20 protein-coding genes are annotated in these 25,694 nt (G+C 66.6%); 6 read left to right on the top strand and 14 right to left on the bottom strand.

Annotation, left to right across the window (positions count from 1 at the left end; genetic code table 11):
* Positions 1–26 precede the first annotated feature (26 nt).
* Positions 27–1,430: an aldehyde dehydrogenase family protein gene (locus ACU4IU_RS05130; protein ID WP_446657576.1), complete on the top strand. Its 1,404-nt coding sequence runs from the start codon at positions 27–29 to the stop codon at positions 1,428–1,430.
* Positions 1,431–1,500: 70 nt separating this feature from the next.
* Here the strand turns inward: ACU4IU_RS05130 and ACU4IU_RS05125 are convergent, their stop codons facing one another.
* Positions 1,501–2,136, bottom strand: coding sequence for a class I SAM-dependent methyltransferase (locus ACU4IU_RS05125; protein ID WP_181272251.1), 636 nt, complete (start codon positions 2,134–2,136; stop codon positions 1,501–1,503).
* Positions 2,137–2,230: 94 nt separating this feature from the next.
* Positions 2,231–3,127, bottom strand: coding sequence for a LysR family transcriptional regulator (locus ACU4IU_RS05120; protein WP_259356925.1), 897 nt, complete (start codon positions 3,125–3,127; stop codon positions 2,231–2,233).
* Between the two features lie 122 nt (positions 3,128–3,249).
* On the opposite strand from ACU4IU_RS05120, the gene ACU4IU_RS05115 reads away from it, so the two are divergent.
* The gene (locus ACU4IU_RS05115; RefSeq protein WP_446656039.1) at positions 3,250–4,425 is read left to right on the top strand and encodes an acyl-CoA dehydrogenase family protein; all 1,176 of its coding nucleotides are present in this window, start codon (positions 3,250–3,252) and stop codon (positions 4,423–4,425) included.
* Between the two features lie 32 nt (positions 4,426–4,457).
* Here the strand turns inward: ACU4IU_RS05115 and ACU4IU_RS05110 are convergent, their stop codons facing one another.
* Together ACU4IU_RS05110 and ACU4IU_RS05105 are read right to left on the bottom strand one after the other, a co-directional pair.
* Positions 4,458–5,531 (bottom strand): amidohydrolase family protein, encoded by a 1,074-nt coding sequence (locus ACU4IU_RS05110; protein ID WP_446656038.1) that lies wholly within the window; start codon positions 5,529–5,531, stop codon positions 4,458–4,460.
* A 35-nt stretch (positions 5,532–5,566) separates the two neighbouring features.
* Positions 5,567–6,451 (bottom strand): oxidoreductase, encoded by an 885-nt coding sequence (locus ACU4IU_RS05105; protein WP_446656037.1) that lies wholly within the window; start codon positions 6,449–6,451, stop codon positions 5,567–5,569.
* Between the two features lie 83 nt (positions 6,452–6,534).
* On the opposite strand from ACU4IU_RS05105, the gene ACU4IU_RS05100 reads away from it, so the two are divergent.
* Complete coding sequence (locus tag ACU4IU_RS05100; RefSeq protein ID WP_446656036.1) at positions 6,535–8,289, top strand: ABC transporter transmembrane domain-containing protein; 1,755 nt, start codon at positions 6,535–6,537, stop codon at positions 8,287–8,289.
* Positions 8,286–10,067 (top strand): ABC transporter ATP-binding protein, encoded by a 1,782-nt coding sequence (locus ACU4IU_RS05095; protein WP_446656035.1) that lies wholly within the window; start codon positions 8,286–8,288, stop codon positions 10,065–10,067. The genes ACU4IU_RS05100 and ACU4IU_RS05095 overlap by 4 nt, the downstream gene beginning before the upstream one ends.
* A 19-nt stretch (positions 10,068–10,086) precedes the next feature.
* Here the strand turns inward: ACU4IU_RS05095 and mgtE are convergent, their stop codons facing one another.
* Positions 10,087–11,454, bottom strand: a complete 1,368-nt coding sequence (mgtE, locus tag ACU4IU_RS05090; protein WP_172175214.1) for a magnesium transporter — start codon at positions 11,452–11,454, stop codon at positions 10,087–10,089.
* A 137-nt stretch (positions 11,455–11,591) separates the two neighbouring features.
* Between mgtE and ACU4IU_RS05085 the strand changes: the two genes are divergently transcribed.
* Both ACU4IU_RS05085 and ACU4IU_RS05080 read left to right on the top strand, forming a co-directional pair.
* Positions 11,592–12,302: an ArsR/SmtB family transcription factor gene (locus tag ACU4IU_RS05085; RefSeq protein WP_446656034.1), complete on the top strand. Its 711-nt coding sequence runs from the start codon at positions 11,592–11,594 to the stop codon at positions 12,300–12,302.
* A gap of 56 nt (positions 12,303–12,358) precedes the next feature.
* Complete coding sequence (locus ACU4IU_RS05080; protein WP_446656033.1) at positions 12,359–13,165, top strand: isocitrate lyase/PEP mutase family protein; 807 nt, start codon at positions 12,359–12,361, stop codon at positions 13,163–13,165.
* A gap of 7 nt (positions 13,166–13,172) precedes the next feature.
* Here the strand turns inward: ACU4IU_RS05080 and ACU4IU_RS05075 are convergent, their stop codons facing one another.
* The 9 genes from ACU4IU_RS05075 to ACU4IU_RS05035 all read right to left on the bottom strand — a co-directional run bounded on the left by ACU4IU_RS05075 (position 13,173) and on the right by ACU4IU_RS05035 (position 25,653).
* On the bottom strand, positions 13,173–13,535 hold the full coding sequence (locus tag ACU4IU_RS05075) for a universal stress protein (RefSeq protein WP_139907044.1): 363 nt from the start codon (positions 13,533–13,535) through the stop codon (positions 13,173–13,175).
* 9 nt (positions 13,536–13,544) lie between these two features.
* Positions 13,545–14,990 (bottom strand): sugar porter family MFS transporter, encoded by a 1,446-nt coding sequence (locus ACU4IU_RS05070; protein WP_446656032.1) that lies wholly within the window; start codon positions 14,988–14,990, stop codon positions 13,545–13,547.
* A 64-nt stretch (positions 14,991–15,054) separates the two neighbouring features.
* On the bottom strand, positions 15,055–15,552 hold the full coding sequence (locus ACU4IU_RS05065) for a hypothetical protein (RefSeq protein ID WP_446656031.1): 498 nt from the start codon (positions 15,550–15,552) through the stop codon (positions 15,055–15,057).
* A gap of 76 nt (positions 15,553–15,628) precedes the next feature.
* Positions 15,629–16,612: a patatin-like phospholipase family protein gene (locus ACU4IU_RS05060; RefSeq protein WP_446656030.1), complete on the bottom strand. Its 984-nt coding sequence runs from the start codon at positions 16,610–16,612 to the stop codon at positions 15,629–15,631.
* A gap of 59 nt (positions 16,613–16,671) precedes the next feature.
* Positions 16,672–17,541: an SDR family oxidoreductase gene (locus ACU4IU_RS05055; protein ID WP_139469190.1), complete on the bottom strand. Its 870-nt coding sequence runs from the start codon at positions 17,539–17,541 to the stop codon at positions 16,672–16,674.
* A 149-nt stretch (positions 17,542–17,690) separates the two neighbouring features.
* On the bottom strand, positions 17,691–19,640 hold the full coding sequence (gene acs / locus ACU4IU_RS05050) for an acetate--CoA ligase (RefSeq protein WP_446656029.1): 1,950 nt from the start codon (positions 19,638–19,640) through the stop codon (positions 17,691–17,693).
* Positions 19,641–19,722: 82 nt separating this feature from the next.
* The gene (locus tag ACU4IU_RS05045; RefSeq protein ID WP_446656028.1) at positions 19,723–20,334 is read right to left on the bottom strand and encodes a 4'-phosphopantetheinyl transferase family protein; all 612 of its coding nucleotides are present in this window, start codon (positions 20,332–20,334) and stop codon (positions 19,723–19,725) included.
* Position 20,335: 1 nt separating this feature from the next.
* Positions 20,336–21,703 carry a heparan-alpha-glucosaminide N-acetyltransferase domain-containing protein gene (locus ACU4IU_RS05040; protein ID WP_446656027.1) on the bottom strand — a complete coding sequence of 456 codons (1,368 nt, stop codon included), beginning with the start codon at positions 21,701–21,703 and terminating at the stop codon, positions 20,336–20,338.
* A complete protein-coding gene (locus ACU4IU_RS05035) occupies positions 21,700–25,653 on the bottom strand; it encodes a Pls/PosA family non-ribosomal peptide synthetase (RefSeq protein ID WP_446656026.1) in 3,954 nt (1,317 codons plus the stop codon). Before ACU4IU_RS05035 ends, ACU4IU_RS05040 begins: the two co-directional genes overlap by 4 nt.
* Positions 25,654–25,694 lie beyond the last annotated feature (41 nt).

Below are 25,694 nucleotides of genomic sequence, written 5' to 3'. Positions count from 1 at the left end.
TGACCGCCGAGGCAACCGCCACCGAAATGACCACCACCGCTGGAATTCTCGCCGCCATCGTCGACCCCTCCGGACGCGAGATCCACGACCCCGCCACCGGTGAGGTCGTCGGCCGCACCCACGAAGGCACACCGGCAGAGATCGACGCTGCGATGACAGCAGCGCGCCGGGCTCAGCCTGCTTGGGCAGCGCGCAGTTCCCAGGAGCGCAGCGACCTGCTCAACCGAGCAGCCGACGCCATCGAAGCCTCCGCCGAGGCGCTGGCCGAGCTGCTCTCACGCGAACAGGGCAAACCCCTCAACGGACCCAACGCCCGCTTCGAAGTCGGTGCCTGCGCGGCCTGGCTGCGTGCGAACGCGTCCTTCGAACTCGAACCCGAGGTCCTCGTCGACGACGGCGAAACCCATGCTGAACTCCATTACAAACCCGTCGGCGTCGTCGGTGCGGTCGGTCCCTGGAACTGGCCGATGATGATCTCCGTCTGGCAGTTCGCGCCGTCTCTGAAGATGGGAAACACCGTCGTCCTCAAACCCTCGGAGTACACGCCGCTGTCCGTGCAGGCGCTCGTGGCCGTGGTCAACCAGGTGCTGCCGGCCGATGTGCTCTCCGTCGTTCCCGGTGATGGTTCTGTGGGCGCTGCATTGACCAGCCACGAGGATGTCGACAAGATCATGTTCACCGGGTCGACGAAGACCGGACAGGCGATCATGCGCACCGCCGCGGACAACCTCGCCCGCATCACCCTCGAGCTCGGCGGCAACGACGCAGGCATCATCCTCGAAGACGCCGATCCGGCCCAGATCGCGGGAGACCTGTTTTGGGGCGCGTTCATCAATACCGGACAGACGTGTGCTGCGATGAAGCGGCTCTATGTCCCCGAATCGCTCTACGATCAGGTCTGCCAGGCCCTCGTCGAGGTGGCCGGACAGTCTCCGATGGGTGTGGGGCTGGAAGAGGAGAATGTGCTGGGGCCGTTGCAGAACAAGCAGCAGTACGACATCGTCGCTCGCCTTGTCGACGCAGCCAAGGACGGGGGAGCGCGCGTGCTCATGGGCGGCGATCCCGTCGCCGATCAGCCCGGCTACTTCTACCCGACGACCCTCGTCGCCGACATCGACAACGACAACCCGCTGGTGGCCGAGGAGCAGTTCGGGCCGGTCCTGCCGATCATCAAGTACACCGACCTCGACCAGGCCGTCGAATGGGCCAACGAGCTCGAAGTCGGCCTCGGATCCTCGGTGTGGGGCACAGACCTCGACGCCTGCCGACAGGTCGCGGCCCGTCTCGAGGCGGGAACCACGTGGATCAACAAGCACGGCGCGGTCGACCCCCGCGTGCCGTTCGGTGGGGTCAAGAAGTCCGGCTTCGGTCTCGAATTCGGTCTCGAGGGCCTCAAGCACGTGAGCATCCCCCAAGTCATCTCCTGGTAATTACTACCTGACGGCGGCCCAGCAACCTCGCGCGAGGTTGCTGGGCCGCCGTCAGGTAGTTCTGGGAGGGCTATTCGGGTGGTAATGCGTGAATGCCGTCGGGGCCGTCAGCTGTGCGGCGGGTACCTAGGGCCGAATAGACGCTGACCGACCACGGTGAGTCGGAGTCGAATGCGCCGAGGTGCCAGTCTCCATAACGATGCTCAAGTCTCAGTGATGTTCCGGCCGCGCAGTGATCGAGATCGACAGGACCGCCTCGTCGGTGGGTCGTTGTTCCGACAACGAGGCGACCGCCAGGTGCCAGCAGCTCGTCGGCAGTGGCGAATGCCCTTGCGAGCTCCACTCGAGTCAGAAAAGCCGGCACATTGCCTGACATGAGAATGAGATCGAAGCGCTTCGGCAACTGATGATCTGGCATCGTTCCGGGTGACAGGTCTGTCGCTGACAACTGCCGGAACCAAACAGAGTCGAAGAGCTCCCTCGCCACCTGCAGCACCTCGGGATTCGGGTCGATGCCGAATGCCCGGTGTTCGGCTCTGCGCAGTGCCGCGACCGCACTGCCGATGCCGCAGCCGATGTCAAGGACCGTTGATTTGCGAGGCACAATCATGTCGATGAACCGGGCGTCGACCTCGAGATCGGTACTTGAATGAGCCAACCGCCGCATCTTTGCGGCGTAGTCCGAAAGATCGGTCGAATGCACCATCCCCATAGTCTCTCACTCATTCCGCACCAACTTCGCGCTCTCAGAACTACCTGACGGGGGCCCAGCAACCTCGCGCCAGGTTGCTGGGCCGCCGTCAGGTAGTAATAGGGGAGGGGAAGAGCTCGCGTACGATGTCGAGCACCCTCGCCAGCGCCTCCGATGGGTTGTTCCGGCGCCAGCCGAGGGCGAGCGTGAACGAATCTCCGCCCTCGTCGAGGCGGACATAGCGCACTCCGTCGATGCGGATGTGATCCGAGGACTCGACGACGACGGCCATGCCGACCTGCGCGCCGACGAGCGCCAGAAGACTGTAAGGATCCGGTGCCTCCTGGACGACCTGCGGAAGGAAACCGGCGTCGTCGGCCAGCCGCATCATCACCTCTCTGACCTGCGATCCGTGCGACGGGGCATAGGAGATGAACGGCTGACCGGCGAGCTCACCCATGCTCACCGACTCACGCTCGGCCAGCTCATGCCCCGAGGGCATGGCGATCATGACGCTCTCCTGTCGGATGACGTGGACCTCGACACCGGCCGGTACCGGCGGGCTGATGATCGCGAGATCCGTCTCCCCGTCGCGCAGGGCGATCGCGGCTTCGCCGCAGTACATCTGCGGCTGCAGGTCGAGGCTGATGCCAGGGTGCCGTTCGCCGACCTCGCGGGCCAGTCTGGAGAGGATGGAGTAGCCGCTCGTGCCGCCGAATCCGATGCGCACCCGGCCCGCCAGGCCCTGTTGAGCGGCCCGGGCGATGCGCCGGGCACCGTCCACCTGAGTCCCGATCGCCGCAGCTGGTTCGAGCAGCGCCTCACCCGCCGGCGTCAGTCGGACCCGCCGGGTCGTCCGCTCGAACAGATCGACGTCGAGGTCGCGTTCGAGCGCGCGGATCATCTGGCTGAGCGCGGGCTGCGCGATGTGCAGGCGCTCCGCGGCCCGCCCGAAATGCAGCTCCTCGGCGACGGCGAGAAACGCAGTGACCTGCCTGAACTCCATGTCATGCCCCCACTGACCGGATTGATAAGAATATACGCTTAATCACCTTGATATTACCTCTTGGACTCTGAGTAATTCCGATGGCACTGTTGAAAGCGAACTCGAACCCCAAGGAGACCTCCATGACTGCCACCACCGCCGACCCCTCCGACCTGCTCGACCTCGCCGGACTCCTCACCGACGACGAGCTGGCGCTGCGCGAAAAGGTCCGCAGCTTCGTCGACGAGCGGATCCGCCCGAACATCGCCGAATGGTACGAAGGCGCGATCTTTCCGACCGAGATCGTGCGTGAGATGGGCGAGCTCGGCCTCCTCGGCATGCATCTGCAGGGGTACGGCTGCCCGGGGCGTTCCGCCGTCGAATACGGTCTCGCCGCCCTCGAACTCGAAGCCGGCGACTCCGGACTGCGCACCTTCGTCTCCGTCCAGGGATCGCTGGCGATGTCGGCCATTCACAAATTCGGCTCCGAGGCGCAGAAGAACCGCTACCTTCCCGGAATGGCCAAAGGTGAGATCATCGGCTGCTTCGGACTGACCGAACCCACCGCCGGATCCGACCCCGCCTCGATGGCCACCACCGCCACCCAGGGCGCCGACGGATCCTGGACGCTCAACGGTGCCAAACGTTGGATCGGTCTGGCCTCGATCGCCGATATCGCCGTCATCTGGGCCGCCACCGACGACGGCATCCGCGGCTTCCTCGTGCCCACCGACACCCCCGGATTCACCGCCACCCCGATCACGCAGAAGCTGTCGATGCGGGCCTCCATCCAGTGCGATATCGACCTTGAGGACGTGAAATTGCCCGCCGAGGCGGTCCTGCCCGAGGTCACGGGACTGAAAGGGCCGTTCTCCTGCCTCAATGAGGCCCGGTACGGAATCATGTGGGGCGCCATGGGGGCCGCCCGCGACTCCTTCGAAGTCGCCCTCGACTACGCACAGAACCGCCTCCAGTTCGACAAGCCGCTCACCGCCTACCAGATCACTCAGGAGAAGCTGGTGAACATGGCACTCGAGATCCAGAAGGGCACGCTCCTGGCCATCCAGACAGGACGACTCAAAGACACCGGGACCCTCGACCCCGTGCAGATCTCCGTCGGCAAGCTGAACAACTGCCGCGAAGCCATCGCCATCTGCCGGGAGGCCCGGACGATGCTCGGCGGCAACGGCATCACCCTCGAATACTCACCGCTGCGGCACGCGAACAACCTCGAATCCGTGCGCACCTACGAAGGCACCGACGAGGTCCACACCCTCATCCTCGGCCGCCACATCACCGGCCGGCAGGCCTTCCGCTGAGCTGATCCGCCCCGACGGCAGCCCGCCCCAGGTCAGTCGCTGACCTGCACCCCGCCGACCCACACCTCGGCGGGGGTGCGCAGACCTTCCAGGTCAGCCAGCGGATCGGTCCCGAGGACCAGCAGATCCGCACGACCGCCTTCGACGATCCGCCCCCGGTCACTCAGCCCGAGCGCATCGGCTGCGCCCGAGGTGGCCGACCGGACCGCCTCGGCGGCAGTCATCCCGGCGTCGATCAGGTAGCCGAGCTCACCGTGCAGCGACGCCCCGTGGGGCACGGGCGCGAACGGCGTCTCGTTCGCATCGGTGCCCGCAATGATCCGCACCCCCGCCGCATGCAGGGCGTGCACATTCGACAGGGCGAGAGCGAACGCGGAATCGGCATGCTCGCCGAGGCGGGCGTCGGCAATCGCACGCATCATCACCAAGGTGGGGGAGACGATGGTGCCCGTCTCGACGATCCGAGAGATCGTCGCCTCGCTCAGCCGTGCCCCGAAAGGGACATGGGTGAGCACATCGACACCGGCCTCGAGGCCGCGATCGAACGCCCCCGGAGTGACCGCATGGGCGACGGTGAGCAGGCCCCGGCCGCGGGCTCCGTCGACGAGCGTCCGCAGCGTCGGAATATCGAGCGCGGGCACCTCGGTGGCGTCCGGATCCTCGATGATGATCTTGATGAGATCGGCTCCGCCGGCCTCCCGCCAGTCAAGGAAACGGTCAGCATCGTCGGGTCCGGTGACACCGGATCCGACGGGGAATCCCATCACCTCGATCTGTGAGCTCCCCGGCGCCGAGGCGGCCGATCCGGCGCTGACGATCCCCGGAATTCCGTGGTCGGACCGGAAATCTTCGACAAGCGAGTCCGGATGCGTCCCGAGATCGACGAGCGTCGTCAGTCCCGAGCGAAGAGCACCGACGAGCGGTTCCCGCGATTTCAGGTGCACATGGGTGTCGATGAGTCCCGGCAGGACGAAACCGTTCGACTCCGCAGACGGGTCCTCGGCAGGACTGATCGTCGTGATCGTATCGGCGAAGTCGATGTCGACGGCATCGCCGATGGCCGCGGTGTCGACATCGATGATGTGCACATTGCGCAGAGTCGTCATGAATCCACCTTAGTCACCGCAGGCATCTGCAATCTTCACAGTTCCGGGAAGCCGACCCCGGTCAGCTCTTCGGACACCGCCCACAGTCGGCGGGCCACCTCGGTGTCGGTGGACTTCGCCGAACGGGATGCGAACCCCGGCTTGCCGCGGATCTCGAACGCCCCGGTCGGGCCGATATAGCTGCCACCTGGCAGATCGGCGACGGCGGCGCAGAGGATCGGCCGTGCCCCGTTCTGCTCGCTCTGAGCGACCACTCGGGTGAACGCACGGCTGACTCGCGCGTCCAAAGAGTTGTCGTCGCTGGAGCCGAAGAGGTTCGTCGCCGCCATCCCCGGATGGGCGGCCGTCGCGATCACCGAGGATGACTGTTCGGACAGCCGACGTTGGAGTTCAGAGGTGAAGAGCAGGTTAGCCAGCTTCGACTGACCATAGGCGGCCATCGGCCGATACGATCGGCCGGTCCACTGGAGGTCGTCGAATTCGATCGTGCCGAACCGGTGGGCGATGGAGGCGACGGTGACGATGCGCTCGCGCACCTGCGGGAGCAGCAGGTTCGTCAGGGCGAAATGGCCGAGGTGGTTCGTCCCGAACTGCGATTCGAATCCGTCGACGGTCCGGTACAGGGGCGGGATCATGATCCCCGCATTGTTGATGAGGAGATCGACCGGATCGGTGAAGTCCGCAGCGAAGTCGCGCACCGAGGACAGATCGGCGAGGTCGAGGTCGCGCACCTCCGTGCTCCCGGACATCGTCTTCGCGGCGGCTTCACCCTTCGCGCGGTTTCGGACGGCCAAGATGACATGGGCACCGCGGCCCGCGAGAACCCGGGCAGTCACCCGGCCGAGTCCGCTGTTCGCGCCGGTGATGAGGGCCGTGCGCCCTGTGAGATCGGGAATGCCGAAGTCCATCGGAGAAGTCATGAAGCCATCCTAGATTTCCGCCCTGGCAGTCAGCTGTCCACCCGAGCCGCCACCGCACCACTGAATTTGTTAGGGTAGCCTTCGTGCCGAAGACCCCTGAAACCGGTGCGCAGATGCTGCGCCGAGCCGCCCGTCGGCGCATCCGTCCCCTGCTCGGCGGAGCTGGTGCCCTGTCGATCTGGCAGGTCTGCGAAGCGCTCGTGCCGGTGGCGATCGGCATCATCGTCGACCGGGCGATCATCCCGCTGTCGATCCCGGCTCTCGTCATCTCCATCATGGGCCTCGGCCTCCTCTTCACAGTGCTCAGCCTCGGCTACCGTTTCGGTGCACGTCTGTGCAACTCCGCCCGCGAGCACGAAGCCCACGCCCTGCGTGTCGAGATCACACACGCGGCGCTGACCGCCCCGAGCCTTCCAGCCGACCGCACCTCGGGCGAGGTTCTGTCGATCGCGTCTGCGGATGCCGACACCGCGGCCACCGCATTTCAACAGGCCGGACGCGGCATCGCCTCGGTGCTGGGCATGATCACCGCCGCGGTCTTCCTCCTCATCGCCGACCCCGTGACCGGACTCGTCGTCCTCATCGCCGTACCCGTCGGCCTGATCATCGTCGCCCTGCCCGGCCGGTCCGTCTCCGCGCGCGCGACCGCGCAGCTCGAAGCCGTCGCCTCCGCCGGACGCTCGGCGTCTGACCTCATGCACGGACTGCGCGTGATCAAAGCGATGGGAGGCGAGCCGTGGGCGGTCCGTCGCTACCGCGCCACCTCCGATGCGGCCGCCGAAGCCGGCGTCGCCACAGGTGAGAAAACCGGACGCCTGGCCGGGCTCGGGGCACTCGTCATGTCCGCGGTGCTGGCGATCGTCCTCATCGTCGCGGGCCTGCGCCTCATCGACGGTCAGATGAGCGTCGGCGCGCTGATCGGCATCCTCGGCATGACCGCCTTCCTCACCGAGCCCATGCGCGCACTCGCCGATATCGTCGGCCTCTTCGCCCAATCCCACGGCGCCGCCGAACGGATCGCCCGCCTGCTGACCAGCATCGATGCTGAAGCTGGCACCGGCGATGCGACGGACACCAGCGCCGAGGCGGCCCCCACCACCCGTGATGCCGCCGATATCCGCCCGAGCGTGACAACCACCGAAACCGGAATCACCATCACCGGATGGCCGACGACCACGGAATCCCGCGCACTCACCACCGTCGGGGGAGAGCTGACCTGCATCGTCTCCGACGACGCCGAGGACGCAGCCATGCTGCTGGCTGAGCTGACCTCCCACGCCAGGAGCCTCGGCCCCGCCCGGATGCTCGTCGCGCCCCACGACGTCGACCTGTTCGAAGGCACCATCGGATCGAACATCACGATGGTCGTCGCCGACGACATTACAGACACCGACGACGATCCGGACGCTGCCGATCACCCACCGATCTCGGCCGAGGTGCTCGCCGCCTCGGGAGTCGACGAGCTGCTCGACCTCGTCGATGGGGGACTCGGCTACCGGATCCAGGAACTCGGCGGGAACCTCTCCGGCGGCCAGCGGCAGCGCGTCGCCCTGGCTCGAGCCCTGAACGCCGACCCGCAGATCCTCGTCCTCGCCGAACCCACCACCGCCGTCGACGCGGTCACCGAAGCGAAGATCGCCCACGGGCTCAGCCGACTGCGCCGCAGGAGAGGAGACCAGGCCACGATCATTCTCACCTCATCCCCGGCCTTCCTCGCCGCCGCCGACACCGTCGTCTATCGCCCCACGTCGGGCCCGCTGCTCATCGGCCGCCATGCCGATCTCCTCGAGACAGACACCGACAGCGCCGAGGCCTACAGAGACACGGTGACCCGATGACGCCGCAGACCACCCTGACGATCGCCTCGCGGCGTCGCTCCTTCGCCCACCTGGCCCCGCTGCTGCGGCGCCGCGCCGGCTGGATCGTCCTCCTCGTCGTCGCGGGACTGGCCAATGCCGGGGCAGGCCTCGTCGGGCCGTGGGCGATCGGCCGTCTCGTCGACGAACTCCCCGCCGGAGCAGACCCCGAACTCGTGTGGGTCTGCGCCATCGCCGTCGCGATCGCCGGCATCGTCATGGCCGCCGGCACATGGATCGGTGCCTGGGCGCTAGCCCGCATCGCGATGCCCGTCGTCGCCGAACTGCGTACCGAAGTCGTCGACTCAGCCCTGACACTCGAGTCCCAGCGGATCGAACGCACCGGCACCGGCGACCTCGTCTCCCGCGTCGCCGACGACTCCCGCAAGATCGGCGAGGCCGCCGGCCAAGTGCTGCCGCTCGTCGTCGAATCCCTCCTCGTCGTCGTGGTCTCTGCCTTCGGTCTGGCCGCCATCGATTGGCGTCTTGGCCTCACCGGGCTCGTCGCCGTGCCGATGTACTGGCTCACTCTGCGCTGGTATCTGCCCAGATCAGAACCCATCTACAAAGAAGAACGCGCCGCTTTCGGCAGGCGTGCCGGCCGCCTGCTCGGCGGCCTCACAGGCAGCGCGACCCTGCGCGCCTATCGTGCCGAGGCCGGGGAGATGCGACGCATCGACTCCGCCTCTGCGCATGCCCGCGACCTGTCGATCGACGTCTTCCGGTTCGTCACCCGCGCCTTCGGTCGCAACAACCGCGCCGAGGCGGTCGTGCTCTCTCTGCTCCTGGTCGCCGGCTTCGTCCTCGTCTGGTTCGGGGAGTCCACCGCCGGCGCCGTGACCACGGCGGCTTTGGTCTTCCACCGCCTCTTCAACCCCATCGGCGCCCTCGTCGGACTCTTCGACCAGGTCCAATCGGCCGGCGCCTCCCTGACCCGGATGGTCGGAGTCATCGACGAAGCCAGAACCGTGCCGAAGCGCTCGGCCCAGGCTGCACCCGCTGCCCCGTGGCTCGTGCTTGAGGACCTGTGGTTCTCCTACGACACCGACCCGGATACGGACAATCACGTGCTGCGTGGGGTGAACCTGAGCATCGCGCCGGGTGAGCACATCGCCGTCGTCGGCACCACCGGTGCCGGGAAGACGACGCTGGCGAAGATCGCCGCGGGACTGTCCGCACCCGGCCATGGACGGGCACGTCTCACAGATGGCGGGGCCGCCTCGGCGAACGGGGTGGACGTGGGATCGATGGACGAATCCGCGCTGCGCCGGCATATCGCCATGGTCGCGCAGGAGGTGCACACCTTCTCCGGCAGCCTGCGCGACAACATCACCCTGCCGCGTCCGGACGCAAGCGACGACGAGGTTCGCAATGCCGTGGACCTGGTCGGCGCCGGGTGGGCGACGTCCCTGCCGAACGGCCTCGACACGCAGATCGGGGAGGGCGGGGTCCGCCTGTCCGCGGTTCAAGAGCAGACGATCGCGCTCGCCCGCCTCTTCCTCGCCGACCCGGACTTCGCGATCCTCGACGAAGCCACCGCCGAGGCGGGATCGGCCGGAGCCCATGTCCTCGAATCCTCCGCCGCGGCGGCCATTTCCGGCCGTGGTGCGCTCATCGTCGCCCACCGGCTCAGCCAAGCGGAGAAAGCCGACCGGATCCTCGTCATGAAGCACGGACAGGTCGTCGAGGAAGGCACCCACGCCGACCTCGTCGCTGCAGGCGGCCGCTACGCCGAGCTGTGGGAGGCGTGGTCGGGCTGAGGCCGTCGGACAGGGGGCATCAGCTCAGGCCGAGCACCGTCGTGGCGATCGTGAAGTAGAGGATGAGGCCCGTGGCATCGCAGAACGTGGAGATGAACGGGTTGGAGAACACTGCCGGATCCGCCCCGACCTTCTTCGCGATGATCGGCATCAGCCCTCCCACCGTCGCGGCCATGATGCACACCGACAGCAGCGTGAGTCCGATGACCAGGCCGATCGCCCAACCGTAGACGAGTCCGGCGACGACGAAGCCCAGTGTGCCGAGCACGGAACCGAGTACCGCGCCCACGCGCAGCTCTCTCCAGATGACTCGGCCGAGGTCGCGGACGCGCACCTCACCGACGGCCAGGGCTCGGGTGACGGTGGTGGCCGCCTGGTTGCCGGTGTTTCCACCGGTGCCGGTGAGCAGCGGAATGAAAAGCGCGAGGACGACGACCTGATCGAGCCGGTCCTCATAGACTTCGAGGACCTGGACGGTGAGGATCGCCGATACGGCGAGGACGAGCAGCCATACGATGCGGCTCTTGACCAGACGCATGATCGTCGAGGACAGGTAGGAGCGATCCAGCGGTTCCGTACCGGACCCGCGGGCGAGGTCCTCCGCGTCCTCCTCGTCGACGATATCGAGGACGTCGTCCATGGTGAGGATGCCGACAAGCCGCTCCTCCTGATCGGTCACCGGCATCGCGATGAGTCGGTGGGAGAGGAACTCACGCGAGGCTTCCTCACGGTCCGTCAGCGCATGAGTGCTCAGCGAATCACGAACGATGTCCTCGATGATCGTGTCCTCATCGGCGGCAAGCAGGTTGCGCAGCGACACCACTCCCCGCAGCACCCGGCCGGGACCGACGACGGGCAGCAGGTAGACGGTCTCGGGTCCGTCGATGCGGGCGCGCACGACCTCCATGGCCTGGGCCGCCGTCCAATCCTCGTGGATGCCGAGGACCTCCGGAGACATGTACCGTCCGATCGCGGACTTCGGGTATCCGAGCACCGCGGACGTCATCTCCCGCTCGTCCGGGGTCAGCCCCTTCATCAGGCGGCTGGCCACGCTGGCGGGCAGCTCGCCGAACAGCTCGGCACGGTCATCGGGGTCGAGGCCCTCGACGATATCGGCGACCTCGGGTTCGCGGAGATTGCCGATGAGCTCGGCCTGGTACGCCGGAGGGAGGTCCTCGAAGACGTCGAGAGCCTCCTCCTTCGTCAGCACGCGGAAGAGCATCGCAGACTGCAGCGGGGTCGAGGTGTGGACGAGGCGTCCGATCTCGGCACGCGGGACCTGTTGGGCCAGACCAGCGATCTCATCGAGCGTACCGGGATCGATTCTGCCGGTGAGTGCGGATTCGAGTCGGTCGGCCGCCTCGGTGCCCTCTGTCGTATCGGCCACGCATGCCCCCTCACCTCGGACGGAAACTTCCGCCCTCAACCTTAGGCCATCCACGAGGCGGCGCCGGGCTCGCCTCGACAGCGCGCAGCCGCGACGTTTCGGGCACCACCGAAACAACACAGCCCTACGATGGTGGCATGACGAGGAGATTCCCGGAGTCCGCACCGAACATCGCCGCCCTGGCGTCGGCTATCGCCGACCCGAGGCGCGTGATGATCTGTGCCAGCCTCCTCGACGGCCGTGCCTGGACGCTCACCGAACTCTCCCGCGCCCTGTCGATTCCGATGTCGTCGATGTCCGAACACGCCAACGTCCTGATCGACTACGGCGTCCTCGTCGAGCGACGAGAAGGCCGACACCGCTATGTTCAGATCGCCTCGACCGACGTGGCCGACTGGCTGGAGCACACCGGAGCTCTGGCCGGCGAAGCGATGACCTCAGCACCGACGCTGGCTGCGAAGACCCGTGACCGTCAGCTCATCGAAGCCCGCACCTGCTACCGGCACATCGCAGGCCGGTTCGGCACTCAGCTCTTCTCCGCTCTGATGCAGCGAGAATGGATCGATCCGTCTCTCACCATCACCGAATCCGGGAGGGCCGGGCTCGCAGAGGCATTCGGACTCGAAGTCGGTCAACCGACCGCCTCGTCGCGCCCCCTTGTGCGCCGGTGCCTCGATTGGACGGAACGTCGTTCCCACCTCGGCGGTCGCCTCGGCGACGACATCTGCAGCGCGTTCTTCGACCGCGGGTGGATCCTGCGCAGCCCGCACTCGCGAGCTCTGACGATCACCGCGGACGGGCGCGACCGCCTCGACTGGGTGTTCAGCGCACAGAGAGATCATCTCTGACCCCCATCGCACAATCCGACAGCGAACAATCCGACAGCGAACAACGGAGACCGACGATGACCGCACCCACCGACACCACGAGCGCCTTCCGCGAACTGCACGTTCCCGGCGACCCGTTCATCCTGCCGTGCGCCTGGGACGTGGCCAGTGCGCAGCTCTTCGCCGAGGCGGGGCACCGGGCCGTCGGCACCACGAGTCTGGGCGTCGCGGCTGCCATCGGCGCCGCCGATGAGGACCGTGAGACGCTGACCGCCACCGCGGATCTCGTCGCCGCTCTGCGTCGGGCGCTGCCGGAACAGCCGCTGACCTGTGACTTCGAAGACGGGTACGGTGACGGTCCCGAACCCGTCGTCGACTCCGTGTCCGAGGCATTCGCCGCCGACCCCACAGGCCGACTCATCATCGACGGCATCAACATCCAGGACTCGCGGCAGAATCGGATGAGCGAACCCGGAGCGCTCGCCGCGAAGGTGGCGGCCGTCAAGGAAGCGTGTCCGGATCTGTTCGTCAACGCCCGGATCGACACATTCTGGCTCGGCCAGGACAGCCTCGGCGAGGTTCTCGAACGCATCGACGCCTATGCGGACGCGGGAGCCGATGGCATCTTCGTCCCCGGCGACCTCGACCTGTCGACGGTCGAGGCGATCGCCGCCCGCAGCCGGGTTCCGGTGAACGTGCTGGCCAGTCCGCGATACTCGCGGACGACGCTCGCCGAGGCGGGGGTGGCCCGGATCAGCACCGGGTCCCTGCTCTACCGTGCGGCGATGTCGGAAGCGCTGCGCTCCCTCGCCGTCCTTGCCGACGAATCCCCGGCGGAGACTGAGAATGTGCTCTCGTACCGGGCTTTCACCGAACTGGGCTGAGTCACCGTCAGCGCCCGTCCTGCCGGACGGTGAGCACGGGCACGGGGGAGCGCAGGATGAGCCGCTGCGCGACCGACCCGAGGATCATCTTGCCCACGCGCGATCGGGCACGGACACCGAGGACGAGGCGATCGACCTCCGTATGAACGCCAAGTTCGTCGATGACGGCGGTGACCGGGTCACGGTCACCGCGGCCGGACCGATTGATGACGGTGATCTCGAGCCCGGAGGGGATCTCATCCTCGGTGAAGTCATGGAGGGTGAGGTTGATGAGCAGCAGCCCGGTGCCGAGGTTCTGCGCCTCGGCGACGGCCGATTCGAGGGCAAGCCGGCCCTCGGGGCTGTCGGTGACGGCGACGGCGACTGACATGGAGGCTCCTTATCTGCGTCTGTACTCGGCTTTGAATTCGCGTTCGAACTCCGCGAGGTCCTTGTCCTTCGTCTCCGGCAGCATCAGTGCCAGGAAGACGAAGGCGATCACGGCGAGGCCGGCGAACATGCCGAAGGTCGCCGTCATGCCCAAGGCCTCGATGAGCGGCGGGAAGAACTGGGCGACGATGGCGTTCATGATCCACAGCACGAACACGCAGATGCCCATTGCGAAGCTGCGGATCTTCATCGGGAAGATCTCCGAGAGCATCAGCCAGGTCAGCGGGCCGACCGTTCCCTGCATGGAGAAGACGAAGAGGACGAGGAACGCGAGCACCGTCCACGCCTGTGCCGGTCCGGGCGGAACGATGATCGCGGTCAGGGCGATGAGCGTGTGGAAGACCGCGATGAGGGCGTAGCCGGTGAGGAACATGACCCGGCGCGGCAGCTTATTCAGCAGATACATGCCCAAGGAGATGCCGGCCAGGGAGAACACGCCGTTGGCGATGTTGCCGATGATGGCGACACCGGAATCCAGGCCCGCGCTCGTGAGCAGCTGGGTTCCGTAGTACATGACCGAGTTGATTCCGGTCAGCTGCTGGAAGAAGCCGAGTCCGGCACCGATGATCACCAGTCGCAGCACCCACCGGGTGCCGAGGTCGGAGAGTCCGCCCGTGGCCTCCTTCGCATCCTCGGCTGCGAGGTGGGTGACCTCGTCGATCTCGGCTTCGGCGCGTTCGGGGGAGCGGACCTGCTTGAGCACGGCCAGAGCTTCCTCGGTGCGTCCCTGCGAGATCAGCCAGCGCGGGCTCTCGGGCTGGAAGATCATGCCCACGAGGAGGGCGATCGCTGGCACCAGGGCAACGAGCAGCATCCACCGCCAGATCGAGTCGACATGCCCGAAGAAGTTGAAGATCACGGCGTTGATGACGAACGCCGCAAGCTGACCGCCGACGATCATGAGCTCATTGCGGGTGACGTAGCTGCCACGCTTCTCCGACGGGGCGATCTCGCCGAGATAGACGGGCACCGTCGCCGAGGCACCGCCGACTGCGAGTCCGAGGACGAAGCGGGCACCGATGAGGAACTCCGCCCCGGGCGCGAGCACGCAACCGAGGGTGCCGATGATGAAGACTCCGGCCAGGAGCAGGATCGTCTTGCGACGGCCCCAGGCATCGGCGACTCGACCGCCGAAGACCGCACCGAAGGCGGCGCCGACCATGAGAGAGGCGACGACGAGGCCTTCGCTCAGCGCGGTCAGGCCGAAGTCCTCGCTCAGCGGTTCGAGGGCTCCGTTGACGACTCCGGTGTCATAGCCGAAGAGCAGACCGCCGAAGGTGGCGACCGTGGCGATGATGCCGAGGCGGTGGACGGGGCGACCCGTGCCGACGTGGGGGAGTTCGAAGTTCGTGCTGGCGGTGGACGTCGATCGGCGACGCGGGGATCCGGGTGGCATGGGCGACTCCTTTCCCCTTCAGTCCTAACACATGGGAGCCTGCCGCAAGCGGAGGGGGTGGAGCTCAGTCCTCCTGATACGAGTCGTCGATGACTTCGGGCATGCCGTCGATGACCGAGACCTCTTCGGTTCCGTCGTCGGCCAGGGCATCGACATTGAGGTCGTCGCCATCGAGCTCGGCGACTTCGAATTCGTCATCATCGTCGGAGACCATCTCGTCGCCGACGCGATTGCCCTGTTCCGCGGCAGGTGACTGATCGGTGTTGAACTCGTCGGAGAGGCTGGGAGCCTCGTTCTCGTCGTCCCAGCCGGCGTCGTCGATGAGAGCATCGTCGGCACCTTCGATGCCAGTGCCTTCCGGCCCTTCGGCACCGGGCTCGACGGTCGCCTCGGCGGGCTCATCGTCGATGCCGGAGTCGACGTCGACCTGGTCGGCCTCGGCTTCGGCGGCGCTGAGTTCGGGATCATCCAACTCTTCGGCCGTCGGATCGTCGAGTTCAGGATCGTCGAGGATGGGGTCGTCTTCCAGCCGGTCGGCCGCGTCCGAATCGAACTCGCTCATGATCTCTCCTTCGCTCGCAATCAGGTTCGGGCCCTCATTCTTGCACGTCGATCGGTCGCGGGCCATGGGCGCGCACTCACTTCCGGTCGAAGCGCGCTTTCCACTCCCGCCAATCCCAGTGCGCCAGAAACTTCTCTCCGGCCATTCGGCCCGACGAGATGAGATCGAGTTTGTCGGCCGTCGTCAAAGCGAAGTCCGTGCTGCTGTGGCCGGTCGTGTCGACGAACACCGTCCTTTCGGTCACCGAAGGGTCGTCGATGTGCCGCCGGTCGTGCGCGTTGATCATCGTTGACAGCAGGGACTTCGCGTATTGGAAGGTCGTCGCGTTGGGCCGCCATTCCGCGGCCGCCGTCCGCCGGGCCGAGAGCATGACGCCGAAGGTCGGCCACCGTGCCGGCAGCGCGTCCTTTCGGTCGAAGACGTCGACGGGAAAGTTCGAGAGCAGTCCGCCGTCGGCACCGAGCACGGAGTCTCCACCGGCCACATTCGGCCGGGCGGGCAGAGCGCGCGGTCGGAAGAAGAACGGGCTGGCCGCCGAGGCGCACACCGCCTCGGCGACGGACTGACTGTCCGCATCGACGCCGAGGGCCTCTTCGTAGTCCCAGGGGAGACGGAGCATGCGGCCCCGGGAGACGTCGGAGACGATGACGACGAGTCGATACGATCGCTCCGGCGGAATTGCGCTTCCGGGATCGTCGAGCTTGAGGTCACCCCATGTGCGCACCCCCTGATCGGCCAATGCCGTGGCGAGGAAATCGTGGAGCGCCTGCCCCACATACATTCCCTTGTGCAGCAGCAGTCCCTGCACTCGCCCCAACCAGGGGACGAGACGGAAGGCAGGAGAAAGGTCCTCGAACTCGGTGAAATCCTGTTCGAGGACCTTCTGCCGCAGAGTCTGCGAGTCGATGCCCGCCGCGGTCAGCGCACCGACGATGGCTCCGGCCGAGGTGCCGGCGATCCGGTGGAAGTCGTAGCCGTCGTCGGCGAGAGCGTCGACCGCGCCCACCAGGCCCGGCAGCTTCGCTCCGCCGCCCTCGAGAACGAGATCGGTCATCGCCATGGCGGCTCCTCTCCTTCGCACCCTGATTCCATTGTGGACCAGCGCCGAGGATGTGCCGCCTAGTGACGTGCGACGGTGACGGGCACGTCTCCTTCCGGTGACCTGTGTTTCTGGCCCGGACCGGTCCGGCCGGTGAAGTGGTCCATGGTCTGGTTGACGCCGAGGAAGTCCATGACCTTGTCGAAAGCGCGGGTCGGCAGAAGGCGGGCACCCGGAACCAGGCGGACGAGTGAGGGCATGACCAGCTGCTCACGACCGGATTCGACGGAATCGAGGACCCGCGTGGCCACATCGTTCTCTTCGAGGATCGGGAGCAGGCGGGGGAATTTCGTCTGCACTCCCTTGAACATGCCGGTGTTGATATAGAAGGGGCACACGGCAAGCGTATTGACCCGGCTGCCGTCGGCGCGCAGCTCTCCGCGCAGTGACTCGGTGAAGCCCACCGCCGCCCATTTGCTCGCCGAGTAGTCGGTCTGTCGAGCGACTCCGGTCAGGCCGGCAGCGCTGGCGATGGTGACCACCGAACCGCGGTCACGTTCGATCATTCCGGGCAGGAATGCTTGGGTCGTCCAGTACAGGGCGAAGGTGTTGACGTCGTAGAGGCGACGGATCGCCGCTTCCTCCATGTCGAGAAGCTTCTTGCCGGAGACGATGCCGGCGCAGTTGACGAGGATGTCGATCTGACCGGTCTGCTCGGCCATGGCGGCAACCTGGTCGGCATCACCGACATTGAGGGTGAAGGATCGGGCCCTGGTTCCAGCGGCCTCCACCTCGGCGCGCACCGCGTCCCCGCGTTCGTCCGAGAGGTCCCAGATGATGACCTCGGCCGCGCCGCGGGCCGCCGCGTCCAGAGCCATGAGTCTGCCGATTCCGCTTCCGGCCCCTGTGATGAGGATGCGGTTGCCGGCGATCTTCGTTCCACGCGTCATGTCTGTGCGTCCTTGCAGTTAGGCGTCAGTGCTGTCCCTCGCGAGCAGAACCCGCCCAAGCGGGCTCCACGAGATGTTACTCAACAGTACATCAGTGTGCCGTGGGTCACGCAAGGGTGAGTTAGCCAATCGCCCGTCGCCCGGGAAGGTCAGCTCTCCTTCATGCCCTTCTGGATGAGGTCCATCACCGAGGAGTCCGCGAGGGTCGTGACATCGCCGACCTCGCGATTCTCGGCCACGTCCTTGAGCAGTCGACGCATGATCTTGCCCGACCGGGTCTTCGGCAGATCGGGCACGATCATGATCGAACGGGGAGTTGCGATCGGTCCGATCGAGGACCGCACATGACTTCGCAGCTCACCCACGACATCGTCCCCGCCGTCGTGCGCGCTCTCCCGGAGGATGACGAAGGCCTCGATCGCCTGCCCTGTCATCTCATCAGCAGCCCCGACCACGGCCGCCTCGGCGACCTTCGGATGAGCGACGAGGGCGGACTCGATCTCCGCGGTCGACATCCGGTGACCGGAGACGTTGAGGACGTCGTCGACGCGGCCGAGGACCCAGAAATCACCGTCGCGGTCGATCTTCGCACCGTCCCCGGCGAAGTACACGTCCGGGTACTGTGACCAGTAGGTCTTCTTGAACCGTTCCTCATCGCCCCACAGGGTGCGCAGCATCGACGGCCACGGCTCCTTGATGACGAGGTAGCCGCCGTTTCCGGGTTCGACCGAATTGCCCTCGTCGTCGTAGACGTCGGCGACGATGCCGGGCAGCGGACGCATCGCCGAACCCGGCTTCGTCTCGGTCACGCCCGGCAGAGGGCTGATGAGGATGCTGCCGTTCTCCGTCTGCCACCAGGTGTCGACGACGGGGCAGCGGTTCCCGCCGATGTGCTCGCGGTACCACATCCACGCTTCGGGATTGATCGGCTCACCGACGCTGCCGAGCAGACGCAGGCTGGACAGGTCGTACTGCGCGGGGATGTCGCGGCCCCATTTCATGAACGAGCGGATCGCCGTGGGCGCGCAGTAGAGGATGGAGACCTTGTACTTCTGCACGATCTCCCACCACCGGCCCCGGTGCGGTGTGTCCGGGGTGCCCTCATAGAGCACCGAGGTGGCCCCATTGGCCAGCGGACCGTAGACGATGTACGAATGGCCGGTCACCCAGCCGATGTCTGCGGCCGTCCAGTAGACGTCCGTCTCGGGTTTGATGTCGAAGACCGCCCAATGGGTGAAGGAGGCGCCGACGAGGTAGCCGCCGGTGGTGTGCATGATGCCCTTGGGCTTTCCGGTCGTTCCCGAGGAGTACATGATGTAGAGCGGATGTTCGGAATCGAAGGCGTCTGGAGTGTGCGTCTCCGGCTGCCGATCGACGACCTCGTGCCACCACAGATCACGGTCGCCGTTCCAGTCCACGTCCTGGCCGGTGCGGCGGACGACGAGGACATTGCGCACCTCGGGGCAGTCCTCCATTGCCTCATCGACGACGGATTTGAGACCCGAGGGCTTGCCCTTGCGATAGCCGCCGTCTGCGGTGATGACGAATTCGACTCCGCAGTCCTTGACGCGGTCGGCGATCGCCGAAGCGGAGAATCCGCCGAAGATGACGGTGTGCGGGGCGCCGAGGCGGGCGCAGGCCAGCATGGCGAACACCGTCTCCGGGATCATCGGCATGTAGATGGCGACGCGGTCGCCGGTCTTCACTCCGAGTTCGGTGAGGGCATTCGCGGTCTTCGAGACCTCGCGCAGAAGATCGGAGTACGTGATGGTGCGGGTGTCGCCGGATTCGCCTTCGAAGTAGTAGGCCACACGATCGCCGTGGCCGTTCTCGACATGGCGGTCGACGCAGTTGTAGGAGGCGTTGAGCCTGCCGCCGGTGAACCACTTCGCGAAGGGCTTCTCCGACCAGTCGAGGACCGTGTTGAAGGGAGTCTCCCAGCTGATCCGCTGTGCCTGCTCCTCCCAATAGCCGATGCGGTCGGCGGCCGCCTTCTCGTATTCGACAGCCTGGGCATTGGCTGCGGCGGCGAAGTCCGCTGGGGGTGGGAAAGCCCTGTCCTCGTGGCTGAGTTCCTGAATCGTCGGATTGTTCGTCATCGTGCTCTCCTTTCACCCCGCACCACCACGACGTGGGCGGGTCATCGAACTCACCTTCAACCTACTCCAGTCGGTTGGGATTTCAAGAGGTGCAGGATGCCCCGCAGCCCCGATCCCACGCCAGGGAAACCGAATACTCGGCCGTCGCGGAAAGTGCCTCGACGGCAGAGACCGTTCTGATGCGGCGGCCCCTCAGAGGTTGAGGTCCGGGGCCGACCCTCACCTGCGCGGGATCGATTCTCAAGCCTGTTCCCCACAGCTTGAGGACGGCTTCGATCCGCGTCCAGATCGTCGTCACTCGTCGCTGTCGAGCGATCCCAGCGACCCGGCCCGCGGCGGCTCGATCGCGCGGGTGGAAGAGAGTGATCAGGTCGTGGCTCTGCTCCTCGGTCTGAGTCGCTTCGATGTCGACTCCGATGGGGCGGCAGCTGACGGCTGCGGCCACAGCGCCCTCGGTTCGGGAGATGGAGGTGAAGACCCGGGCAGTGCCGGTCCGAGTGGTGGCGATGCTGGGACGGTGCCAGACGATGTCCTTGATCGGGGCGGCGAGTTCCCGGGACAGCAGGCTCAGCAGCAGATCGACAGCCCCCGAGGCGGTCTCCTCGGTCGGGCAGATGAGCACATGGGTATGCGGTGGCAACCAGCGATCGGTCCACCGGAAGCCGTCGGCCGCCGGTGCCCGGACGGTCGCCATCTCAGCTCCGTGTCACTGATCTGTCCGATGGTGTTCCGAATCCCAGCAGCTTCGTCAGGATACGAGTGATTGAGGTGATGACCGCCTCGACGGGGCCGCGCTTGAAGAAGCGCAGCCACACGGCCGTGAACGCGAAGGCGAAGAGGCACTGGACGATGAAGAGGCGGATCGCCCCGAAGTCAGTGGGCGCCATGGTGAGGAGGATGAGGTGGCTGACGTAGAGGGACATCGGGATCCGACCGATCTGGACGAGCGGTCGCAGCAGGTTGCTGCGGCGGGCGATGAGGATGAACGCGCCGATGGCAACCATGGCGAAGCCGGCTCCGATGATGAACGCGAACGGAGTGTTCGTGTGCGGGCCGCCCGAGATCAGCCAGCCCGGGGACGCGGTCGGCAGCGGACCGGTAGGTCCGTAGACGAGGAAGTCATCGACGTCGTCGGTCGATCTGCCGGGGAAGGAGGTCCGCACGGTCGTGTAGCCGCCGAAGCGGTTGAGGTAGACCAGGAGACGCGTGACGGCGATCGCGAACAGCAAGGCAGCTCCTCCGGCGACGATGATGAGCATCCGCGGAGTCGTGAAGTGCAGCTGGAGCCGTCCGATGCCCATGCCGATGCACACGAGAGCGAACCATGTCAGTGCCGGATAGGCACCGGTGATGAGCAGCGAGGTGACCACATCGACAGGGGCGCTGACGATCTCTCCGAGCGTCGGGTTCGGATGCCAGGCGAGTCCGTCGACCTGGCGGTGGATGAGGAAGCGGAGGATCGGGAGGGCGACGATCAGGACAGCTCCGGAGATGAGCAGCGTGCGCGCCCGCAGCGGCAGCAGGGGAATGGAGAGGAGGAACATCACCCCGAAGTAGGGGAGGATGTCGAATGCTGCCAGGCCGATCTGATTGAGTCCGACGCCGAGAGCGATGAGGAGGAGACCGCGGATGGCGACGTTGGCCCGTGAGCGGTTCATCTGCGTCCCGGTGAAGGGGCGTTCGGCACCGCTGTTGAACGCCAGAGAGACCCCGGCGAGCACGGCGAAGAGGGCCGCAGAGTTGCCGGCCAGCAGCTGCCAGACCACGGTCGGCTCACCGTCCTCGCGTGCGGCGGGCAGCATATGGATGGCGAACATGCCGATGAGTGCGAAGCCTCGTGCGGCATCGACTCCGGAGGACCGGGCGCGTTTGCGCCGTCGCTCTCGATCGACGACGTTCGTGAGCATCCGGTTCGAGACCCGCAGGCCTCCGCCGGCGACATTGCGCATCGGTTCGGCCGGATCTGAGGAGACTTCGGACAGCCAGACTTCGGACCGGCCGGTCCAGATCTCACGGGGCCGCCTCGGCCCGGGCATCGGTCGCTCAACGGTGGTGCCGGTCATACCGGAACTCCCTTCGTGATCGGTTCGACGGGATTGCCCTGCCAATGGGAGTCGGCGGGCAGCTCTTCGTCGCGGAGGACAAGCGACCCGTCGCCGACGACGGTGCGCTCGCCGACGACGGCTCCGGGGAGGATGAAGCTGTTGACGCCGAGGGTGGACCCGGTTTCGAGGCGGGTGGGGACGAGGGACATCACACGGTCGTGGAAGAGGTGAGTCTGGACCACGGTGCCCCGGTTGACGCTCGTGCGTTCCTCGATGTCGATGAGGTCGAACTCCGGCAGCCACCACGTCTCCAACCAGACGTCCCTGCCGACTCGAGCCCCCATGATCCGGGCGTACCAGACCGCCAGCGGGGAGCCGATGGCGATCTTGATTAGCGATGCCACGGCCAGGGATTCGGCGAAGACATCGGCGAGCTCATTGCGCCAGACGAAGCTGCTGAACAGCGGGCGCTCCCGCGCCGTGAACCTCCCGACGAGGATCCATTTGGCGGCGACGGCGATGAGCACGGAGAGGATTCCGGCGCTCAGGGTCAGCGGGAACGCCCACAGGGTGGCAGTGAGGAGGCTGTGCACAGGGGAATCAGTGGAGAAGAGCGTGCTCATATAGATGGCGTTGAGGCCGGCGACGAGACCCAACTCGATCCAGTTCGTGAGGATGAAGGGGATGAACCGTCCGCTCTCCACCGCGGCACGTGCCCATTTCACAGCAGTCGAGGGCCGATAGGTGCGTTCCGACTGGGAATCGTTGCGGGAGCGTGGGATCGCCTGCGCGGTTCCGCCGATCCAGGAGGTGCCGACAGCGGCTCGGACCGGGCTCGAGCCGAGGACGGCGACGAGGGAGTCCGGAGGCAGATCGATATCGGCCCCGACGATCGCCGAGTTGCCGACGAAGGTTCCGCGTCCGACGACGGTCGTGCCGATGTGGATCCAGCCCCGATAGTGGCGAGGAGCGTTGAGGAGGGCATGATCGGCAATGAAGGACCGGTCCTGGATCCAGGTCAGGTGAGGAATGGTCTCGAGAGTGGAGATCTCCGTGTCCTTGCCGACGCGAGCACCGAGGCAGCGCAGGAACAGGGGAGTGGCGATCGATGCGTAGATCGGATACGCCGAGATCAGGGTCCGATCGAGCAGGGTCTGCGTCAGCCACACCGCCCAGCCGGTGACCGAATCCTGTGGGTAGTAGCCGGGCTGAACGTAGTGGGCCAGCGCCCGCACGGTGATGACGACGAGTGTCAGCCAAGTCAGCGCCGTGAGCACCGCCGTCAGCGGAACCCAGACGGCCAGAGTCTTCGCGACGGTCGGGAAGTCGCCGATCCCGATGACTTGGGGCAGGACGATGGCGATGCCGGGGATGAACGCCAGCAGCGGCAGCAGGCCGATGAGGACGATGCCGGCGGATTCGGCGACGGACCGAATTGCTGACGACCAGGTACCGGTTTCCTGCGTGTCCAGCTGGTTCTGTTCGGGCCAGCTCAGTCCCGCCTCGGCGAGGAATTCCAGCGGTGAACCGCCCCAGGACTCATCGGCGTCGATGTCGATGTCGACGAGGGATCCGGCCCGGATCTCGCTGCGACATCCGACGGAGACGCCGGGTTCGACGGCCGAACGGGCGCCGATCCGGGCGGAATCGCCGATGGTGATCGGACCGATGTGGACCGTGTCGCCGACGATGCGGAATCCGCGGAGATCGACGTCGCGCTCGACGACGGAATGGTCGCCGATCCGGGCGAGCCCGGATGTCGGCGGCTGGTTGGCCAGGTGGGCGCCGGCGCCCACCGAATTGCCGAGGAGACGGTGGATGAGGACATTCAGGTGTGTGCCGGCGAGATGCTCGAGGCGGAGGAAGACGTAGAAACGATCGGCGGCCCACAGACGCACGTGCGTCCAGCCGCCTCGGCGATATCGTCCCGGTCGCAGGCCGAGAGTCAGAATTCGGGCGACGACGACGGCCTGCGCGATGCGTCCGATGGGGGAGAAGATGAGGATCCAGGCTGCGGCGACGGGCAGGAACGGCACGCGCGGAACCCACGAAGCGGCGAGGAAGAAGTCGAGAGCCCAGACCACAGTCACCGTGGCAACGATATAGCGGACGGCGTTGAGGGCGTAGATTCCGCCGAGGAAGCCGAATTGGAAGATCCTCGGCCCCACCGGCAGTCGGCCGGGCATCGGGTTCCGAGCCTGTGATGATGACAGGGTGCCGATGTAGTCCGCCATCGCCGCCAAAGTGGGGTGGGCATAGAGTTGGGCGATCGAGGCGCTCGGGTGGCTGCGGCGGATGCGCGCGACGAGACGGGCGACCTGGACGGATCCGCCGCCCACTTCGAAGAAGTTCGTGTCGGCGTCGATGGCGATCGGTCCCAGCTGTTCGACCCACAGGTCCCGCAGCCACTGCTGATCGGGGCTCAGCCCACTCACCTCGGTGCCGGGGGCCGACAGCGGCCACGGCAGCGCCTTGCGATCGACCTTTCCGGAGCTCTTCATCGGCATCTCGTCGAGGACGGTGAGGACGGGAACGACTCCGGCCGAGAGCTTCTGTGTCAGTTCCACCCGTGCGGCATCGATGTCGATGCTGCCGGGTTCGGTCTCGGTGAAGTAGCCGACGAGGACATCGGAGCCGCCGCTCGTCTTCTGCACGGCGGCGGCGCCGGCGTTGGCTCCGGGGATCGCTGCGAGGTAGCTGTCGACCTCGCCGAGTTCGATGCGTTTGCCGCCGAGCTTGACCTGGTCGTCGATCCGGCCCTCGAAGAGGAGGCCGTCTGCCTCGGCACGGACGAGGTCGCCGGTGCGGTAGGCCCGGTCCCAGCCGAGTGCAGGCAGGGGTGCGTATTTCTCTGCGTCCTTGTCGGTATCGAGGTAGCGGCCGAGGCCGACTCCGCCGACGACGAGCTCTCCGGATTCGCCCCAGCCCACCGGATGTTCGGTGTCGGGATCGACGACAGTGAGCTCCCACCCGTCGATGGGGCGGCCGATGCGCACGATGTCGCCGGGGACGAGGAGGGCGGCGCTGACGATCACGGTCGCCTCGGTGGGGCCGTAGGAGTTCCACACCTCCCGCCATGGTTCGTGGAGGCGGGCGATGAGTTCAGCCGGGCAGGCTTCCCCGCCGAAGATGAGCAGTCGCACGTGTTCCAGGGCCTCGGCAGGCCAGAGCGAGGCCAGCGTCGGCACGGTTGAGACCGCGGTGATCCGCTGCGCAGTCAGCCAGTCGCCGAGGTCGGGGCCGGAGCGCACGATGTCGCGGGGTGCGGGCACGAGCACGGCGCCGTTGCGCCACGCCAGCCACATCTCCTCGCAGGAGGCGTCGAAGGCCACGGACAGTCCGGCCATGACGCGGTCGGCGGGGCCGAGCGGGTCGGAGGCGAGGTAGAGGGAATGCTCGGTGTCGACGAGGGCGGCGGCCGAACGGTGCGTGATCGCCACTCCCTTGGGCTTGCCCGTCGAACCCGAGGTGAAGATGATCCAGGCGTCGTCCTCGAGGCCGGGTGGTCCGACGGGCGCTGCTGAGGCGGGATCCGTCTCGGCGGTGGGGACGATCTTCAGCTTCTCTCCGATCACGGCGGCCACGTGGGCTTCGTCGAAGACGGTGGCTGCGCGCTCCTCGGAGTCGTCCCAGTCGACGGGGACATAGGCGCAGCCGGCGGTGAGGATGCCGAGGACGGCGATGTAGAGGTCCGCAGTTCCGGACGGGACGCGGATGCCGACCCGATCACCATGGGTGATCCCGCAGCGGTGCAGTCGCGCGGCTAACTCCCGGGCCGCCTCGGCGAGCTGCCGATAGCTCAGGGTGGCATCGGCGGAATCGAGGGCCGTGGCATCGGGATGGGCGCGAACGGTTTCGGCGAAGATTTCGACGAGTGTGCGCGGGGCCGGGACCGGTCCGCGGTCGAAGATGGCAAGTGAGGGGTGGTCTCCAGTGCTCGTCTGACCGATTTCGACTGAAGTGCGCACGTTGAGTTCCTCCTGCTCACTTTGGGGATGAGAAGACCTGA

It is taken from the genome of Brevibacterium sp. CSND-B09 (assembly GCF_052906525.1).
Note: the sequence above shows the minus strand (reverse complement) of the source record. Positions and strands in the feature narration are given on the sequence as shown.

Coding starts and splice junctions, on each gene's coding strand:
- ACU4IU_RS05120 (WP_259356925.1), bottom strand. CDS start 3,127: ATGGAGTTCAGGCAGGTCACTGCGTTTCTCGCCGTCGCCGAGGAGCTG.
- ACU4IU_RS05060 (WP_446656030.1), bottom strand. CDS start 16,612: ATGGCGATGACCGATCTCGTTCTCGAGGGCGGCGGAGCGAAGCTGCCG.
- ACU4IU_RS05055 (WP_139469190.1), bottom strand. CDS start 17,541: ATGACGCGTGGAACGAAGATCGCCGGCAACCGCATCCTCATCACAGGG.
- ACU4IU_RS05040 (WP_446656027.1), bottom strand. CDS start 21,703: ATGACCGGCACCACCGTTGAGCGACCGATGCCCGGGCCGAGGCGGCCC.
- ACU4IU_RS05065 (WP_446656031.1), bottom strand. CDS start 15,552: ATGAGCGAGTTCGATTCGGACGCGGCCGACCGGCTGGAAGACGACCCC.
- ACU4IU_RS05095 (WP_446656035.1), top strand. CDS start 8,286: ATGACGCCGCAGACCACCCTGACGATCGCCTCGCGGCGTCGCTCCTTC.
- ACU4IU_RS05110 (WP_446656038.1), bottom strand. CDS start 5,531: ATGACGACTCTGCGCAATGTGCACATCATCGATGTCGACACCGCGGCC.
- ACU4IU_RS05075 (WP_139907044.1), bottom strand. CDS start 13,535: ATGTCAGTCGCCGTCGCCGTCACCGACAGCCCCGAGGGCCGGCTTGCC.
- ACU4IU_RS05070 (WP_446656032.1), bottom strand. CDS start 14,990: ATGCCACCCGGATCCCCGCGTCGCCGATCGACGTCCACCGCCAGCACG.
- ACU4IU_RS05125 (WP_181272251.1), bottom strand. CDS start 2,136: ATGGTGCATTCGACCGATCTTTCGGACTACGCCGCAAAGATGCGGCGG.
- ACU4IU_RS05105 (WP_446656037.1), bottom strand. CDS start 6,451: ATGACTTCTCCGATGGACTTCGGCATTCCCGATCTCACAGGGCGCACG.
- ACU4IU_RS05080 (WP_446656033.1), top strand. CDS start 12,359: ATGACCGCACCCACCGACACCACGAGCGCCTTCCGCGAACTGCACGTT.
- acs (WP_446656029.1), bottom strand. CDS start 19,640: ATGACGAACAATCCGACGATTCAGGAACTCAGCCACGAGGACAGGGCT.
- ACU4IU_RS05130 (WP_446657576.1), top strand. CDS start 27: ATGACCACCACCGCTGGAATTCTCGCCGCCATCGTCGACCCCTCCGGA.
- ACU4IU_RS05045 (WP_446656028.1), bottom strand. CDS start 20,334: ATGGCGACCGTCCGGGCACCGGCGGCCGACGGCTTCCGGTGGACCGAT.
- ACU4IU_RS05085 (WP_446656034.1), top strand. CDS start 11,592: ATGACGAGGAGATTCCCGGAGTCCGCACCGAACATCGCCGCCCTGGCG.
- ACU4IU_RS05115 (WP_446656039.1), top strand. CDS start 3,250: ATGACTGCCACCACCGCCGACCCCTCCGACCTGCTCGACCTCGCCGGA.